This is a genomic window from Pleionea sp. WD8-19 (assembly GCF_055326765.1).
Map to the genome: position 1 here is coordinate 16670 of NZ_JBUZOU010000027.1, position 15187 is coordinate 31856.

Annotated in this window: 20 protein-coding genes; 10 read left to right on the forward strand and 10 right to left on the reverse strand. The window is 42.9% G+C overall.

From position 1 onward, the window contains the following. Window positions 1-59: 59 nt before the first annotated feature. Window positions 60-653 carry a transcriptional repressor LexA gene (gene lexA / locus ACTUJY_RS19945; RefSeq protein WP_463617919.1) on the reverse strand — a complete coding sequence of 198 codons (594 nt, stop codon included), beginning with the start codon at window positions 651-653 and terminating at the stop codon, window positions 60-62. Between the two features lie 134 nt (window positions 654-787). Here lexA and ACTUJY_RS19950 point away from each other — a divergent pair, with 134 nt between their 5' ends. After that, a complete protein-coding gene (locus ACTUJY_RS19950) occupies window positions 788-1651 on the forward strand; it encodes a hypothetical protein (RefSeq protein WP_463617899.1) in 864 nt (287 codons plus the stop codon). Here the strand turns inward: ACTUJY_RS19950 and ACTUJY_RS19955 are convergent. Continuing rightward, entirely contained in the window at window positions 1648-2325 is a 678-nt protein-coding gene (locus tag ACTUJY_RS19955; protein ID WP_463617900.1) for a hypothetical protein, read from the reverse strand. The two genes, ACTUJY_RS19950 and ACTUJY_RS19955, sit on opposite strands and share 4 nt — an antisense overlap. 77 nt (window positions 2326-2402) lie before the next feature. Beyond that, entirely contained in the window at window positions 2403-2753 is a 351-nt protein-coding gene (locus tag ACTUJY_RS19960) for a PilZ domain-containing protein (protein WP_463617901.1), read from the reverse strand. Between the two features lie 74 nt (window positions 2754-2827). Between ACTUJY_RS19960 and smrA the strand changes: the two genes are divergently transcribed. After that, the gene (gene smrA / locus ACTUJY_RS19965) at window positions 2828-3394 is read left to right on the forward strand and encodes a DNA endonuclease SmrA (RefSeq protein WP_463617902.1); all 567 of its coding nucleotides are present in this window, start codon (window positions 2828-2830) and stop codon (window positions 3392-3394) included. 19 nt (window positions 3395-3413) lie between these two features. Here the strand turns inward: smrA and ACTUJY_RS19970 are convergent, their stop codons facing one another. From ACTUJY_RS19970 to ACTUJY_RS19985, 4 genes are all read right to left on the reverse strand, one after another. After that, a complete protein-coding gene (locus tag ACTUJY_RS19970) occupies window positions 3414-3794 on the reverse strand; it encodes a hypothetical protein (protein ID WP_463617903.1) in 381 nt (126 codons plus the stop codon). Window positions 3795-3888: 94 nt separating this feature from the next. Next, window positions 3889-4260 (reverse strand): PilZ domain-containing protein, encoded by a 372-nt coding sequence (locus tag ACTUJY_RS19975; protein WP_463617904.1) that lies wholly within the window; start codon window positions 4258-4260, stop codon window positions 3889-3891. A gap of 43 nt (window positions 4261-4303) precedes the next feature. Beyond that, window positions 4304-4657, reverse strand: a complete 354-nt coding sequence (locus tag ACTUJY_RS19980; RefSeq protein ID WP_463617905.1) for a PilZ domain-containing protein — start codon at window positions 4655-4657, stop codon at window positions 4304-4306. A gap of 94 nt (window positions 4658-4751) precedes the next feature. Then, the gene (locus tag ACTUJY_RS19985) at window positions 4752-5498 is read right to left on the reverse strand and encodes a type 1 glutamine amidotransferase (RefSeq protein ID WP_463617906.1); all 747 of its coding nucleotides are present in this window, start codon (window positions 5496-5498) and stop codon (window positions 4752-4754) included. 414 nt (window positions 5499-5912) lie between these two features. Between ACTUJY_RS19985 and slyD the strand changes: the two genes are divergently transcribed. Next, window positions 5913-6395: a peptidylprolyl isomerase gene (gene slyD, locus ACTUJY_RS19990; RefSeq protein WP_463617907.1), complete on the forward strand. Its 483-nt coding sequence runs from the start codon at window positions 5913-5915 to the stop codon at window positions 6393-6395. Window positions 6396-6441: 46 nt separating this feature from the next. Here slyD and ACTUJY_RS19995 read toward each other — a convergent pair whose 3' ends face one another. Continuing rightward, the gene (locus ACTUJY_RS19995) at window positions 6442-7524 is read right to left on the reverse strand and encodes a beta-ketoacyl-ACP synthase 3 (RefSeq protein WP_463617908.1); all 1083 of its coding nucleotides are present in this window, start codon (window positions 7522-7524) and stop codon (window positions 6442-6444) included. A 169-nt stretch (window positions 7525-7693) separates the two neighbouring features. On the opposite strand from ACTUJY_RS19995, the gene ACTUJY_RS20000 reads away from it, so the two are divergent. Beyond that, window positions 7694-8065, forward strand: coding sequence for a hypothetical protein (locus ACTUJY_RS20000; protein ID WP_463617909.1), 372 nt, complete (start codon window positions 7694-7696; stop codon window positions 8063-8065). Between the two features lie 130 nt (window positions 8066-8195). After that, entirely contained in the window at window positions 8196-8564 is a 369-nt protein-coding gene (locus tag ACTUJY_RS20005; protein ID WP_463617910.1) for a hypothetical protein, read from the forward strand. 22 nt (window positions 8565-8586) lie between these two features. Here the strand turns inward: ACTUJY_RS20005 and trhA are convergent, their stop codons facing one another. Further along, window positions 8587-9210, reverse strand: coding sequence for a PAQR family membrane homeostasis protein TrhA (gene trhA, locus ACTUJY_RS20010; RefSeq protein ID WP_463617911.1), 624 nt, complete (start codon window positions 9208-9210; stop codon window positions 8587-8589). 175 nt (window positions 9211-9385) lie between these two features. On the opposite strand from trhA, the gene ACTUJY_RS20015 reads away from it, so the two are divergent. The 4 genes from ACTUJY_RS20015 (at window position 9386) to ACTUJY_RS20030 (ending at window position 11791) form a co-directional block, all read left to right on the forward strand. Then, on the forward strand, window positions 9386-9829 hold the full coding sequence (locus tag ACTUJY_RS20015; protein WP_463617912.1) for a MarR family winged helix-turn-helix transcriptional regulator: 444 nt from the start codon (window positions 9386-9388) through the stop codon (window positions 9827-9829). 31 nt (window positions 9830-9860) lie between these two features. Further along, the gene (locus tag ACTUJY_RS20020; RefSeq protein WP_463617913.1) at window positions 9861-10451 is read left to right on the forward strand and encodes a carboxymuconolactone decarboxylase family protein; all 591 of its coding nucleotides are present in this window, start codon (window positions 9861-9863) and stop codon (window positions 10449-10451) included. Window positions 10452-10861: 410 nt separating this feature from the next. Beyond that, on the forward strand, window positions 10862-11308 hold the full coding sequence (locus ACTUJY_RS20025) for a PaaI family thioesterase (RefSeq protein WP_463617914.1): 447 nt from the start codon (window positions 10862-10864) through the stop codon (window positions 11306-11308). A gap of 279 nt (window positions 11309-11587) precedes the next feature. Beyond that, window positions 11588-11791, forward strand: a complete 204-nt coding sequence (locus tag ACTUJY_RS20030) for a DUF2158 domain-containing protein (protein ID WP_463617915.1) — start codon at window positions 11588-11590, stop codon at window positions 11789-11791. Between the two features lie 74 nt (window positions 11792-11865). On the opposite strand, the gene ACTUJY_RS20035 is transcribed toward ACTUJY_RS20030, so the two are convergent. Then, entirely contained in the window at window positions 11866-14370 is a 2505-nt protein-coding gene (locus ACTUJY_RS20035; RefSeq protein ID WP_463617916.1) for a polyprenyl synthetase family protein, read from the reverse strand. 205 nt (window positions 14371-14575) lie between these two features. Between ACTUJY_RS20035 and ACTUJY_RS20040 the strand changes: the two genes are divergently transcribed. Further along, the gene (locus ACTUJY_RS20040) at window positions 14576-14992 is read left to right on the forward strand and encodes a DUF3617 domain-containing protein (RefSeq protein WP_463617917.1); all 417 of its coding nucleotides are present in this window, start codon (window positions 14576-14578) and stop codon (window positions 14990-14992) included. The last annotated feature ends 195 nt before the right edge of the window (window positions 14993-15187 follow it).

Genomic DNA, 15187 nt, shown 5'->3' on the forward strand with positions numbered 1-15187 from the left:
AAGAATGAGTAAAATCACCCGGCAAAACGCCGGGTAACATTTAAAATAGAAAAATTCGATTAGGCTCGTATCAGCCCGACAAATTGACCTTCGATGACTAGCTCATCGGGAGACACTTCGATGGGTTGAAAGTCTGAGTTTTCTGGATACAACACCGCTTTGCCACTTTTTCGCCCAAGCCGTTTGACCGTCACTTCATCATCCAGACGCGCAACCACAATTTGCCCGATATCAGCAGTTTGCGATTTACGAACAGCGATCAGGTCGCCATCAAGTATTCCAGCATCTTTCATACTGTCGCCTCTTACGCGCAAAAGAAAGGTTGGCTTTTTGCGCCGTAAAACCTCAGGAATAGTAACGTATCGCTCAATATTTTCGACTGCCTCAATTGGAATACCTGCAGCAACCGACCCGACCAAAGGTAACTCCTCCACCTCTCCAGCAAGAATTTGAATGCCTCGCGTCTTTTCGCTGTGCAAACGAATAACCCCTTTCTTAGCTAGAGCCTTTAAGTGATCGGCCGCAGCCTTGGTTGAGCTAACACCTAAACGTTCTGCCAACTCCGCATGAGTTGGAGCAATGCCGTTTTCTTCAATAAACTCTCGTAAAACATCCAGTACTTCTTGTTGGCGCATGGTAAGCTCGCGCATCAGTACATCCTCTTTTATTCAATACTGGGTAAATTAATACTACTTATTTGAGTAGAATTCAAGTTTTATAAGGATAATTTCTCAAATCTTTACTATACCTTTTGATATAAATAGAAGAGTTTTTGGATTGTTTCGACATGGTAGAGTTACCACTTTCGCTTATATTTCCGGGTTCATTCGACAAAATCGCGCAGGCGATAAAGCAGCAGCAGCTTCCACTTTTACCCTGCACCCGGTTTCCAAGTCCTTTCTTACCGCCTTTTGATCGTTCTTTACCATTTACCAAATCCGAATTGTTCGAAAAAAGCATTCGCCATATTGCAGGCATCTTACTAGGACGCAAGATGCCCACGGGCGATCCGAACAATGCGTTATATAAAGCTATGCAACGATGGCGAAATGAAAATCGTTTTAACGATGAGTCCGAAATTCGACATGCCTTACAAAGTCTTCTGCCGAACTTGATCGATAGCACCTTTCAGGAGGCGGAACATCTTCAACTCATTTGGCATGCCTTTATGATGGAACACTCTGTGATTCGGTTTTTCGCAAACACTCTGGATCCGTTACTTTGGTACAGCGAAGCGGATCATTTTTCGGGCGCTGCACTTAAGTTTTACGATCTTGAAGATTCCACTTTAGCTTCGATGCTACCGGTTCAATACCAAACGATTCCTTCAGCCTCCATAAAATCTGAATCGGTCATTGCAAAACTCTGCGGGGAGTTGAGTGAGCTCACTTTAGAGCCGCAAACGCTTCTTCTGAACCAAATTCCGGCGTACAAAAGTATGAAAGAGTGGCGCTTTATCACTCGATCGAATGAGCAGCAAGGCCTAACATTTGATCCTCGTTGGGTTAAAGCCATATTAATAGGCCCCCTTTCAACGGACGAACAAATTGAACAGTTAAGCGCTTTGAAAAATGATCACATGCCACATGCCGTACTGCACCGAATTCAAAATGAGCCTGGAGAATATAAATTGCAAGAAAAAGGGCTTTAATCGAGATCGAGATGTGAAATATCTGGGTTTATTTTTTGTTCTTCTTTTTTCTCATTGGGGATCTTTTCTCCTGCTTCAGCAACCGAGAGCTGTGAAGTATCCACCTCTTTTTTAGGTTTAGCTTGAGGCTCTTGCAAAAGGCCAACATCTGCAACTTCCAGACTAGATGTATCTACATCTCGCTTTGGTTTTGCTTTGGCGTCCTGCAATGCTTCGCCAATATTACCAAGGCTTAAAGTTGATGTATCTGGTTCAGGAATAGAGCTGACTTTCTCAATACGCGGTAATTGTTCCCCTGCTTTTGCCAAACTCCATTCGGTGTCTGCTTTTTCCTCCGGCTCTGCCGCCGGTGTTGTCGAGCTTGATCGTTGACTTTCAGGCTTGGAAACCGTCGCTTGCGTTTTAGGAGCTTCGTGAGAATCCGTTGTCGATTGTGCTTGCTCCAACTTTTGAATCAATACCAACGCTCCAGCCTGCTTAAGCGCAGACTGATACTTCATCGCTTGGGCATAATCCAGGTTTTTCTTGATTGTAATCTGTTGGCCACTGAATAAACGTTCAACCTGAGCGACGCCCGTTTTAAACAACTGGGCCAGATTTTGTTTAACTTCCTCTGCGCTTTTACCCGGAACGGTGCGACCGGCAAACACTATGTTAAATCGACCTTCAATCATAAAAATTACAGTTTTCTCAGCGAGTTAGAGAGTAAGTTTATTCAATTAGACTGCTTGCAATCGGATAAGTTGTCAAGTTAAAGGATGAATCGAACGGCTGCACCAATGGCTGTAACACGAACAATTTCAGCTTCCAAAACCGGCATGGGCTCAGGAAACCCTATTGCTTGTAAAGTGACTAAAGTACCAATCGGCATATTGGCCAGTTCACTCGACTCGATATACGCCCCATTGTCCGACAAATCCAAGGTACGCGCTTTAAAACGTCCTAAAAGTTCAGTTGTAATCTCTACATCGGTTCGAATGGGTGTTCTTATCGATGATCGCTGCTCAGCCATATTCAAAATATTCAGGTTTTTCAACAAGTTTAGACTATTTAGCAAAGGATCACTGAAAAAGCTGATTGCTAATAGATACAGAGTACCCATTAACGATGGTTTCTAATAAGAAACGAAAGCGGTAAAATTTAATTTGTTCAGGTAAGTAACAACCGTACCCAGTTATGAATAAGCCACCCGAAAATCCGTTTCTTGAAGAGTTTGCTGATGTAAAGCCGTTGTCGCAAGACAAAGTGACTTTGCGCAAAAAATCTCCGGAAAACGCCGCCATAGAGAAAAGAAAACAGGCAGCCGTTACCGATAAGATTGTCGACCAAAATTATTTGACTGACAGTCCGGTTCCTTCCGTTGAGCCATTGCAAGTTCTGGAGTATAAACTAGACGGACTGCAAACCGGTGTATTTCGTAAGTTGCGACTAGGGAAATACACCATTGATGCTCACCTCGACTTGCACCGTCATACTGTCGCTGAAGCCCGTACTGCGATTTATCAGTTTATTCAATCGGCCATTCGTGGTGAATTTCGAACGCTACTCATCACTCACGGAAAAGGTGAACGCAGTAATCCTCCGGCAAGAATAAAAAGTTATGTGAATTATTGGTTAAAGCAAATCCCAGAAGTTATGGGGTTTCACTCCGCACAACCTAAACACGGAGGCACCGGTTCGGTTTATGTCCTTTTAAGAAAATCTGCGGAGTGCCAATTAGAAAACAAGGAAAGGTACCAGTAATCGGGCAGTGCGAATTATGTTATTGTTCTCCGCCACTATTGAGTAACAGTCGCTTTTCTTCTTCAGAGAGAGACTTTTCCACCTGATAATTCAGATCGCCCAGTCGAATTTCTTTCACATTCTCTATGCCAACCGGCTTCTGATAGCTCATATGGGTTTCACCTCGCTCGTCCACCCACTGGTAAACGATGGTGTTCATTTCACGTATCGACATCGCCACTCGCTTTACTTTTTCACCACGAAAAACAGCGAAAACCTCTTTCGCTAGATGAGTGACCGACTCAGTATCTTTATAGTTTTGCCAGACAGTTTGCCATTGATCAGGGTTGTTTTCTTCAACCCACATTGCTCGACCTATGATTAGTATTAAAATCACCAGAATGGCTAACGTTTTTTTCATAACTGTCTCTTCTTAATGGATGTCATTCATTTGTTTTCGGTTTGATTTCAGAACAAGTTCCAGCTTGAAAATTTTGACATAAACTCGTATGTAATTATTTTCCAGTAGGCTCAGTAGTCATCTCGCTTTCCGGCTCAAATAGCTCTCGCCACAACTCAATATCCGAATGTTCAGCATCGACCAGCTCAAACCCACAGAGATACGTTGGCTCTGAATCGACTTGATTACACCACTTTACTTCGCCCGTTAGCAAATATTTTAGCGAGGCTGGGTCAAAATCCACCAACAACTCCAAAACCAAACCTACAGTAATCGGGTAATTCGACGTAACTTTTATCCCGGTTCTAGAAATATCTTGAGTTGAGCATTTGACAACTAGCGCATTTTCATCATCAGCGGATGCCGACAAAAGTTCAATAAAGATGGTTTCCTGCTTGGCGAACCTTTGTTCACGGCGCAATTCCATTTAAACAATCTCCTTTCCATAACCACAAAAATAAAATGGAACATCAATAGTCACAAACTTGCCGCCATTTCCGGTAATCGGAGCTGTCGTCTGCAACAAAACTGATACCCGCATGGTAAGTCGGTATCTCATTAACTTCAAGACACCAACGAATTTCTCCGGTTAAATGATATTCAGAGTGCTGACGCTTAATATATACCGCCAATCGTAAAATTTGACCAATAGGAATAGGCTCATGGCACACAACTTTCAACCCCGAACAGGAATAATCGCTCACCGGGCTGGCGTGACTTTTCTCGGCACCGTCGATTTCAATCATCCGATATTTTATATAGGATTGACCATCTGCGTGCTTACGTTGTTCGCCACGCTCCTCACTGTACTCCAGCTCAATCATACGACCTGCCTCCTGAATCAACCTATACCAAGTATAGCTTAAAGGCCGATAAATATTACCGAACGCGCTCAGTGTGTGAGTCGGATAGTCAGTATTACTTGTGCCAAAATAAGTGCTGTCGATTGACTTTAGGAATCTTGGTAAGAAACGATCGAAAGACCCGATCGCTAAGCGCCAGCGAATGATCAATTTGATATAGGGTTTTATTCCAAATAGCCTCAATACGCTGCTGGGTATTTTTCAGCCCTAACTCCGCTCGATGTTGAGGTAAGTTCAACCACCTTTGGATCAGAGGTAAATTTGCCTCTAAATGAAATTGAAAGCCGTAAATATTATCGTCAACCCGGAATGCTTGATGTGCGCAAGGGGAGCCTTTCACCAGGTGCGTTGCACCGGGAGGCAAGTCGAAAGTATAGCCATGCCATTGAAATACATGAGATTGTTTTGGAAAATGCGATATGACTGGGTCATCTTGCCCGGCTTTTGTAGGCGTTAAAGAATACCACCCCACTTCATGCTCTGGAGCCGCATAAACTTCAGCCCCTAATGCCGAAGCAATCAACTGCGCGCCCAAACAAATACCGAGCACCGGAATGCCCCGTTCCCGTGCCTCCAGTATCGCCTGCTTTTCAACATTTAAATGGGGATAGATGGCTTCCTGGCCGATATTCATAGGGCCGCCCAGAATGATTAACGCATCATAACCTGCAACCGAAGGCTTAGCAGCAGGGTTTCGCCCAAAATTCACATAGCGTATACGGTGTTTTCGAGCGCGTAGCAATGGGTCTAACGTTCCCAAAGGCTCATAAGGAACATGTTGAAACACCATAACTTTGGCCAAGTCAGACTCTCCTAAAAGTAACTACGTTGTTCGCATTATTACCAACCTGCTCCTGGTCCTAAAATACACTTTCGCTATAAAGCAATAAACCTCAGTGATTTGAAACCTTCATTTCCCGGTAACCTGTGCTCGCTTTCAATCCGGTGTTAATTCCTTCATAATGACAGCTGAACCCTCCCAGGGCCGGTTTACTTTTAGCTAAACAAGCCCTAAAACCCTAGAGCGTGTTTATTTTTTATTTATCATCGTGTTGTGTCTAAAATGGTGTCAATTTAGTGATGCGGCATCCCGACGTGAGGAATGCGGTTTGGTCTTTCCAAATAGTCGACGAACAACAACGAGAGGCGGAACTTTAGCCTCCAACAATAATGATAAATAAAAATTAAACACGCTCTAAAATTTAGAAGATTTCTTATGAATATTTCCAAAGACAAAGTCGTCTCTATGCATTACACCGTAAAAAATGCCAATGGTGATATTATTGACTCCTCGGAAGGTAAAGATCCGCTGTTATATATGCAAGGACACCGTAACATCATTCCTGGACTCGAGCAGGCAATGGAAGGTAAATCAGCAGGTGATAAAGTGGACGAAGTCATCGCTCCGGCTATGGCTTACGGTGAGGTGGTTGAAGAGCTTATCCAAGAAGTGCCACGCACTGCATTTGATGGTGTTGAAACGCTGGAAGTTGGCATGCATTTTCAGGCGCAATCCGAGCAAGGGCCTGTTAGTGTTAAAGTAACCCAAATCGACGGAGATACCGTCACCGTTGATGGCAACCACCCTTTAGCCGGTGAAGAGCTGCATTTTTCAGTTGAAGTGGTTGAAGTACGTGAAGCGACAGAGGAAGAGCTCGCTCATGGTCACGCGCATGGCGCTGGCGGTCATCACCATTAATTCGATCGGCACAATGCATTATCTCGATACATTGTGCCGGTAGCACTCAGCTTTTTTGAAACTTTTCAACAATGTCTAGATAGGGTCGAACTATCTCTAAAGCTGTTTGGTTGCATTCGGGTAACTCGGCATCGGATTCAGCAAGCGAAGTCACTCGGTCCCCCCACTTAACAATAGCGGCTCCCCAAGTTAAACCCGCTCCAAATGCAGGCAAGGCAATATTAGCACCTGGCTGGATCATCCCCTGTTCCACGGCTTCACATAATGCGACCGGAATAGTTGCTGCTGAAGTATTGGCGTATCGATCGACATTGACCATCACCTTATCCATTGGAATATTCAACCGTTTAGCGACCGCATCAATAATCCGCAAATTTGCCTGGTGTGGTACAACAACATCGATTTCTTCTGACTTCATGTTGGCACGTAATAGGGCTTCTTCAGTTGCCTGAACCATACCACGGGTTGCACGCTTAAAAATTTCCTGTCCATCGAAATTCCACGTAACATGACTGTAGGTATTGGCCGTGCGATCGAACCCTGAGCCAAAATTATCAATCGCTAATGACTCTCGCACATCGCCATAACAGCCTAACTTGCTCGACATTACACCGATAGGTTCCTCGCAGGCTTCGACCACCACGGCACCCGCACCATCGCCGAATAATACGGCGACATTTCGATTCGACCAGTCGACGGCCCATGACAATTTTTCCGCACCAATCACCACCACACGTTTCATAACACCGTTGCGTATTAACGACGCAGCATTACTCAACGCAAACAGAAAACTGCAGCAAGCACTATTAAGATCCATCGCTGCCGCGGTGTCATTTCCTAATCGCTTTTGCACGTAAGAAGCGCAATTCGGCGCTAGCGTCGTCGGTGTTGTGGTGCCAAAAAGAATACCGTCAATATCATTTGCTTGAAGACCAGCGCAGGCAATTGCACGCGCCGAAGCAACGTACGCCAGTTCATCCACATCGACATGAGAGATGCGTCGCTCACGCATTCCGGTGCGCGAATAGATCCATTCGTCACTGGTTTCCATAAATGTTGCCAGATCGTCATTGGTCATTATCGCTGGCGGCATACATTTGCCCCATCCGGTTATTTTAGCGTACGGCATAAATCCTCATTTCAAACTTGCAAGAATGCGCGTTAGTGTAATGAATTTATTAGCTTTCACTGCTCCAACCTGCTGAATAACGGTAATTTAATGCGGTAAAAATCCAAAGCCCACAGCCTTCGTAGTGTTTGATATAATGCCGCTCACATTTAATTAAAGAGGTTTTATTATGACTGACGATAACTTGCCGGATATGTCATTCGACACCGACAACTTATATCGCGAAGAGGTGATTACTGATCAGAAAATAGGAACCGTGCGCGTTATGACGCCGGTTACTGCCGATGGCGACACTGATTCGGCACGTGATGTTCTCTACATTGGGCAAACTCAAGTTCTCACACCTGCTGGCGCACTACCTCTAACTTTCGAGCTAAAAGGCAACTCATTAAAGGAAGCAATGAGTCAATTCGCCGAAAGCGCCAAAGAAGCAATGGAGAAAACTATGGAAGAATTACGTGAAATGCGTCGTCAACAGGCCTCTTCCATTGTTATGCCAGGCGATCCTTCCATGAGTAATAGTAAAATTCAAATGCCTTAACGACCGAGAAAAACACCGCTAGAACAGTCAACAGCGGTGTTTTTGTCTTTCGCTACTCGATCAATTCAGTTTTCATTCAGCTGGCACAGTTAAAATAGAAGTTATATCACTAAAAACCAGCCTGAATGCCATGAATAAAAAGCCCTTAATAAAATCCTTTTCGCTTCTAATTACACTGATTATTTTATCGGGCTGTTCGGTACATGGTCGTCATCATTGGGGACACAGCCACCATCACACTGGGGTTTACGTCCATGGCCATGTGCATGGCAAACCTTCACACGTGTTAGGCGCTTTGGTAGCAGGTGCCGTAATCGGCCACGCCATTCGATCAGCGCATCAGCACTACCATGAAAACCGCAATGTCCCACCAGCGGTTCCAGGCGACCAATACTATTTAAAAACCTTGAGCGGCGAATGCCAATGGGTTGAAATTGATGAAGACGGTACCGAATCTCGTCTTCAGGTTGAAGCTCAATATTGCGAATCGAACGACTAACTCACCACGCTTCGATCTTTTGCTAAATAACAAACAAATAAATTGAAAAGTAATGGCAGGCACAACCCGCAAGTACAAATCCATGCCAAATAGCGTGAGTGTAAGGCTTGTTCTTAGCGACATAAAACAACACGCCGACACTGAAACATATACCACCTGCAAACAGTAACCACATACCACCTCCTGGCAATGCCTGATAAAGCGGATATATCAGCACCACGACAAACCACCCCATTAAGAGATAAAGTGATAAAGATATTTTTGGAAAACGATGGCCAGTAAACCACTTAAATAGCAAACCAATTAATGCCAGAGTCCAAATGGCTATCGCTCCAGCAATTCCCATCCAGCTATCCAACACCACCAACATGAAAGGCGTGTAAGTTCCGGCAATTAACAGATAAATCGCAGAATGATCGAGCATTTTTAATGACGACTTCCACCGACTGCCACTTAAAGCGTGATACAAGGTCGAAGCCAGTAGCAAAAGTACCAGCGATAACCCATAGATCGTGACACTGGTAATAGCTACCCGATCATCGGCAGCCAGGAGCAGAAAAAACAGCCCTATGAATGCGATAACACAACCGACACCGTGAGTCAGCGCATTAATAAATTCTTCTGATTTTGAGTATTCGGAGGACATAAGGTTACACGTTCTGGTCTGAGGAGTTAAATGTTATCTTTTTAGCGTACACATGTACACCCAAAAAGGTGTTCATTGCTGTTTATTTTCATTCATAGACTTAAACTTTATTCTTTCCCCTTGTTTTATTTAGTTTTATTTTCAACTATATTGTTCTCTATCTTGGAGAAACGTGATGTCGCTCAATCTATCTCAACATTTACCTTTTCAACTCGCAGTGCTCAGTAACCTGATTAAACAGGGATCCAGTGATCGCTATGTGAAACACAGTGGCATGGCCGGTCGCGACTGGCGTGTATTGGCCATCATCGGTCTACAAACATCGATCACGCCAGCAGAAATCGCAAACATGACTGGAATTGATAGAGCAACAGTAACCCGTTCACTTCAAAGACTCGAGCAACTTGAGTTAATCATCAAACAAAATAACCCGGAAGACGGGCGCAGCGTCCTACTAAAAATGTCAACCAAAGGTACGCAGTCGTTCAATGAAATAATGCCTCAAATGGAAGCCAATGGGGCATTTTTCCGTCAGCAGCTCTCTAACGGTGAGTTCACTTTGCTATTGGAGTTGCTAAAAAAGCTTCAACACAGTGCTCGCCAACTCATTCAAACATAATTTTATATTCAACTATCTTCAGGAGTATTTCATGCCACTTGTATCCCCTCTATCCGCTGACCATGATCCAGCCGTCGCTGAATTAGCCAAGTTTTTTAATGAAACATTGGGATTTTGCCCAAACAGTGTACTCACCATGCAACGACGCCCAGGAATTGCACGTGCTTTTATCGAGCTTAATAAAGCGGTTATGGATAACCAAGGGCGTGTTACCAGCGAGCAAAAGCGCCTTATCGGCTACCTCACTAGTGCAAATACCGGTTGTCGTTATTGTCAGGCCCACACTATTTTGGCAGCACACCGCTATGGCGGAAGTGATGAGCGATTGGAAAATATTTGGTGTTTTCGCGACAGCGACCTTTATTCAGAAGCCGAAAAAGCGGCTTTTGAATTCGCACTTGCAGCATCCAGTGTACCCAATGCAGTTGATGAAGCCATTAGCGAAAACTTGCGGCAACATTGGGACAATGGTGAGATCGTTGAAATTCTTGGGGTGGTTTCGTTATTCGGATATCTCAATCGTTGGAATGACAGTATGGCTACAACTATGGAAGATGGCGCGGTATCCGCCGGTGAAACGTTTTTAAAATCAGCCGATTGGCAACGTGGGAAACACATTTGAATTAATGAAACCGAAGCACCCGCGTGTTTCGGTTGTTCCGCATTGTTGTTGTACACCGCATCACCCCTTCCACCCATTAGGATAAATCACCTTTTTTTAACGCACCTCCTAAATCGATCAATACTTCTTAAATGCCACGTTGACTTGTTCGACGGTGCGATTTCCGATCGCTTGAATCGCTCGAGATTCAGTGAAATGGAGAAACTAAATGTTATTCTTGCAAGAAACGGCTACGCGAAAAGATGAGCTTCAGCCGGCGACATTTGAGCAGGAGGCAAAGTGAAAACCGAAAAAAGAGACGCGCTCAGTAAAGAGACAGCAGATGTTTAAAGCACTAAATTTGCAAACGTTTCAGCTATAATCTAAAACGAAAAAGTGCTAATCAATTAACCGCTCATCACAGGTGTATCATGCTAGATGAATTAAAAAAACAAGTCGCTCAAGCTATTCCATTTGTTGAACGATCCGGGTTACGTGTCATACATTTAAGTGCAGGAAAAGCAACTTGTGAAATCCCCTTATCACCCAATAAAAATCATGTGGAGACCATGTACGCTGGTGCACAATTCACCCTCGCGGATATAACCGGTGGTGCGCTTTTGTTAGCCACGTTTGATAGCCACTTATACTACCCAACGTTAAAGAAACTAAACTTAAACTTTATTAAACCCGCAACCAGTGACTTGCATTTAAGCCTTCGACTTTCTCAAACTGAGATCGAAAACATGGGGCTCCAAGCTGAAAATGAAGGTAAAGCCAGTTGTCAATTAGAAGGCGATCTGGTGGATAGAATGGGCGATGTGGTCGCCCAGATGTGCGGTGATTTTTATATATTGCGTCGCAAAAGTAAGGGTTAGAAAAGCCATTTACCATCTCTTACTGATATTTTGTTTGCTTTTTGCTAATACCTCTCTCGCAGATAAACGACAACCATTGGTCGTTTATCTGTGAACTCAGTTGTGAATTTCACGTGAGAAGCCGTGTATGCAAGCAAAATAAAAACGATTAACGTCTTGTTTTTACGACTTTATCTCATAAATCACGGAGTTTCACGCAAATTGCACAGCAATCACATCTCCATTTGAATATAAAAGAAGCTGAAAGTTAACTCAGTTCATAAAATTGTGAGGTGAAGTATGCGTAGAGGTGACTTAGTTCAATTGAACTCCGGCGGAACCAAGATGACCGTATTCAATTTTGTGAAGGATTTACCGGATCCCTCCAAACAACAATATCTAAGTGTTGGTGCAGAAGAAAACGATATTGTTTGCAAATGGTTTGTGGGCACAACTTTAAAGAAAGAAGTGTTTAAACCCGCAATGCTCCGCTCGGTGTTTTAATTCATTCTTAGAATCTCAAGTAGGTGCAAAAAATATCGCCTACTTGAGAACTTCATAAGAGAGAAGCAATCCGCTTATTCTGAACGATGTACGACAAAGTCCAACAACTGACTCATAAAGGGCTTTATTTTAGTCAAATGAGATAATGCTTCCTGCGCTTTAAAGTAGTGATTGTAAAGCTGCTCCTGTGCGCCTTCTTCTCCTAATACCGAAACAAATGTAGCTTTATTGTTTTTAACATCTTGCCCGGCAGGCTTACCAGTTTCATATTCAAAACCCCAAGTATCAAGTAAATCGTCTTTTATTTGAAATGCGAGTCCTAGGTGTCGTGCAAACATCCTAAGGTGAGATTTAACAATATCGTTTTCATTCGACAGTATAGCCGGTATCATTAAAGCCGCCTCAATCGCTAAACCGGTTTTCAAAAAACAAATATTCTCAAGCAATTTGACATCCGTATGATTGGGACTGCTTTTTAAGTCCAATAATTGACCTTCGCAGATAGCTTGCGTTGTTGTGGCGGCATACTCCAAGGAGTTCAAAATATACTCAGTGTTTATATTTTTAATTTGGCTTTGAATTTCTACCGCTTTCATGATCAAAGACACGCCGGCCAGTTCTGCCGTCGCTTCACAATTGTATTTTTTATGTAAAGTTGGCTTTCCGCGACGAAAGTCTGCATTATCTTGGGAGGGTTTATCATCAAAAATTATCGAAGCGGTGTGCATATACTCTAGCAATTGAACAATGGGTACTGTTTGTTCTTTTGAAAACTGGTATTGCTCCGTTGCCAACACATAAGCAAGCACTGAACGAAGGCGTTTACCACCTGCCTGCACGCTGTAATTAGCAGCACTGATTAAACTGGAGCCATGACGTGTTTGCGAAATTGAGAGCTGATCATCAACCCAGTTTTTGATGGCAACGTATTGTTCTTTAAACGCATATTTTGCTTTTTTATTGTTATCAAAGTATTGTGCGACATGACGACTGACCAACTTATCAAACCAAGCAATATCATTGGGCGGTTGCACCAACCGATCAATTAATTCATCAAACGCCTCGTGTCCAGTGGTTAACATCCGTTTTCTTAATGACTGATAGCGAGTTTGCCCGATATCATTTCGTAAACTTTTGTGTGCATTAATGCAGCGTTCCAGAATGAGTTGCTTCGCTTTTGGATGATTGCAATACACCTCATAAATTAAATAAAATACAACCGCCCAATAAATTCGATAAGGATTGATTAGCGAATGCGCACCTTCTTCCATGGTTAGATAATAAGTATAAGGAGTTACATTTTCTTGCTGCAGATCATCAAAAATATCTTTGATATCGTCATTGAATTGATTATAAATACCAAAACAAAAGGTATGAAAGTTGAATTGCTTGTCACCTTGATTGCCCAACAGCTGTTTGGCAATTAGCCGACAGCCGGCAGACTTTAAAATTATGGGTAGGTAGAGTTGTTCGTTGGAAAAATGACCATCGCTCAGTTTTCGCTTTCGATCAACATCTTGCGCCTGAAAGAAAATGTAGGCTTGTTTAAAAAAGGCTTGCGCTTCATCACGCGTTTGCAGCTTTTTAATGGTCCGAAATGCTTCGCTCAGTTCCTGATAAACAAAACTCATTTGCTGCTGTCTATCTGAGTTAAAAACTGGACAATCCGAAACTTCACCCGTTAACAGGCTTTGACGAATGCTCTCATTAAATAAATTTTTTTCTTCATCAGTTAATGCGCTACCAGAGTCCAATAAATCATCAACCAATGGATAAGTGAGTCCGTAGCTATAACCGAGGCGAATCGCCGCATCCAATTTTTTTTGACGTTCACTTTTTGTAATATTGTTTGGCAATGTTGCTAACTGGTGCATTACCACACCGGCAATAATTTTTACCAACTTTCGCATACCGTGAGTCGCATCGATTTCAGCAGGCATACGTTGTTGCACATTGGCGAGTTTAGCCATTAACCAACAAAAACTGTGTTCCAACTGATGTTCCTTCGCTTTTTGATAAAGCCATAGCGACGAAACTTGATTTTCAACTGAACGCTTTCCATTTCGGCCCTTTATCCAGTGAACGAGTGAGTTCACCACACTTTCCACTTCCTTTTGCACGCTTGTGTCAGCAATTGATTTGCCCAAATCACGCATAAAGATATAGCTGATCGATTTATCTAGATAGTTTTTCAGCTTTTTCTCGGCCGATAACTTTTGCAAAAAGGTCCATCCATCGATGTTCGACAACTCAGATAAGTGTTCCAGTTCCGATAACCTGTGATTACGAACACCGCTTTTTTCGAGATGACTAAGCCAATAGCTATAATCGTTAAAAAGCGTTTCAAAAATATCGTCGGATGTAGCTCGTTGCTCGATTTGATTGAAATACCAGCCTGCACGTTGCTCTGCCTGAAGGTAACTGAGAGGATCGATATTCCACTCTTTATGAAAAGAGTACGAACTAAGTGAAAGGGTAAGGTTTTCTGAACGACGGCTCAAACGAATATCTCCTTTAATATTATCGTTGTTATGACCAAAATCTACTTGTTTATCGGTGGCCTTTTTTTGTAATAGCAATCCACATGCCATCTATAACCATTTGATTTTAAAGAGTTATTTTTCAACATTTAATAGAACTTAAAAAAGACAAATTGAAATGCACAAAATATTGGTCGATTTCACTTATTTAAAATTTTTGAGGCTTTAAAACTTGAGTTGAGTTTCTCTGTATTGACGTCTAGTGTTTAACGGAAAACGTCAATGACATGACAAGGAGCAACCTATGTTCTCTGTACCGTTTCGCATATTAATAATTCTTGCAGTGATAACCACTCCCCTTTTCAGTGCCAAGCTTACTGTTAAACCCGGACTATGGGAAACCACCATCACGCGAACCAATCCCATGACGGGTACCCCTATAACCGAAACTGACAAAAACTGTGTAAAAGAAACCGAATTTAACCCAGCGAAGATGATGGAAGGAGCGCAAGGTTGCAAAATTGTCGAAGACTCTTTAAGTGAAAATACCCTAACGTTTAAAATGGAATGTAACATGCACGGCAGCAGCTCTACGATCAGTGGGCAATATTTCACCGACGGTAATACCGGCAAAGGAAATATGGATATAAAAATGAATATGGCCGGCATGGCAATGGTAATGAATATGAGCTGGGGTGCAAAGCGAATTGGTGATTGCTGAATAAAGCAATCCCAGTTTCTTAGTTAAAATATACAAATTAAAGGCACAAAAAAGCCAACTAACAAACCGGCTGAGGGCGTTCAGAATTCTGTGTCAGCCTAAAAATTAAAGTTCTAGTTCACCATCTAATCGACCTTCAAAGTGGATGGCCAGTTGTGACAATGTCAGGTTCCAGTTTTGAACTGGCATTGTCCA

Excerpts from the sequence above, each read along its gene's own strand:
- ACTUJY_RS20000 (WP_463617909.1), top strand. The coding sequence starts at position 7,694 with ATGACTGACGATAACTTGCCGGATATGTCATTCGACACCGACAACTTA.
- ACTUJY_RS19980 (WP_463617905.1), bottom strand. The coding sequence starts at position 4,657 with ATGATTGAGCTGGAGTACAGTGAGGAGCGTGGCGAACAACGTAAGCAC.
- ACTUJY_RS19950 (WP_463617899.1), top strand. The coding sequence starts at position 788 with ATGGTAGAGTTACCACTTTCGCTTATATTTCCGGGTTCATTCGACAAA.
- ACTUJY_RS19995 (WP_463617908.1), bottom strand. The coding sequence starts at position 7,524 with ATGCCGTACGCTAAAATAACCGGATGGGGCAAATGTATGCCGCCAGCG.
- ACTUJY_RS20005 (WP_463617910.1), top strand. The coding sequence starts at position 8,196 with ATGAATAAAAAGCCCTTAATAAAATCCTTTTCGCTTCTAATTACACTG.
- ACTUJY_RS19970 (WP_463617903.1), bottom strand. The coding sequence starts at position 3,794 with ATGAAAAAAACGTTAGCCATTCTGGTGATTTTAATACTAATCATAGGT.
- smrA (WP_463617902.1), top strand. The coding sequence starts at position 2,828 with ATGAATAAGCCACCCGAAAATCCGTTTCTTGAAGAGTTTGCTGATGTA.
- ACTUJY_RS19955 (WP_463617900.1), bottom strand. The coding sequence starts at position 2,325 with ATGATTGAAGGTCGATTTAACATAGTGTTTGCCGGTCGCACCGTTCCG.
- trhA (WP_463617911.1), bottom strand. The coding sequence starts at position 9,210 with ATGTCCTCCGAATACTCAAAATCAGAAGAATTTATTAATGCGCTGACT.
- ACTUJY_RS20030 (WP_463617915.1), top strand. The coding sequence starts at position 11,588 with ATGCGTAGAGGTGACTTAGTTCAATTGAACTCCGGCGGAACCAAGATG.
- ACTUJY_RS20020 (WP_463617913.1), top strand. The coding sequence starts at position 9,861 with ATGCCACTTGTATCCCCTCTATCCGCTGACCATGATCCAGCCGTCGCT.
- ACTUJY_RS19960 (WP_463617901.1), bottom strand. The coding sequence starts at position 2,753 with ATGGGTACTCTGTATCTATTAGCAATCAGCTTTTTCAGTGATCCTTTG.
- ACTUJY_RS19975 (WP_463617904.1), bottom strand. The coding sequence starts at position 4,260 with ATGGAATTGCGCCGTGAACAAAGGTTCGCCAAGCAGGAAACCATCTTT.
- ACTUJY_RS20040 (WP_463617917.1), top strand. The coding sequence starts at position 14,576 with ATGTTCTCTGTACCGTTTCGCATATTAATAATTCTTGCAGTGATAACC.
- ACTUJY_RS20015 (WP_463617912.1), top strand. The coding sequence starts at position 9,386 with ATGTCGCTCAATCTATCTCAACATTTACCTTTTCAACTCGCAGTGCTC.
- ACTUJY_RS20025 (WP_463617914.1), top strand. The coding sequence starts at position 10,862 with ATGCTAGATGAATTAAAAAAACAAGTCGCTCAAGCTATTCCATTTGTT.
- slyD (WP_463617907.1), top strand. The coding sequence starts at position 5,913 with ATGAATATTTCCAAAGACAAAGTCGTCTCTATGCATTACACCGTAAAA.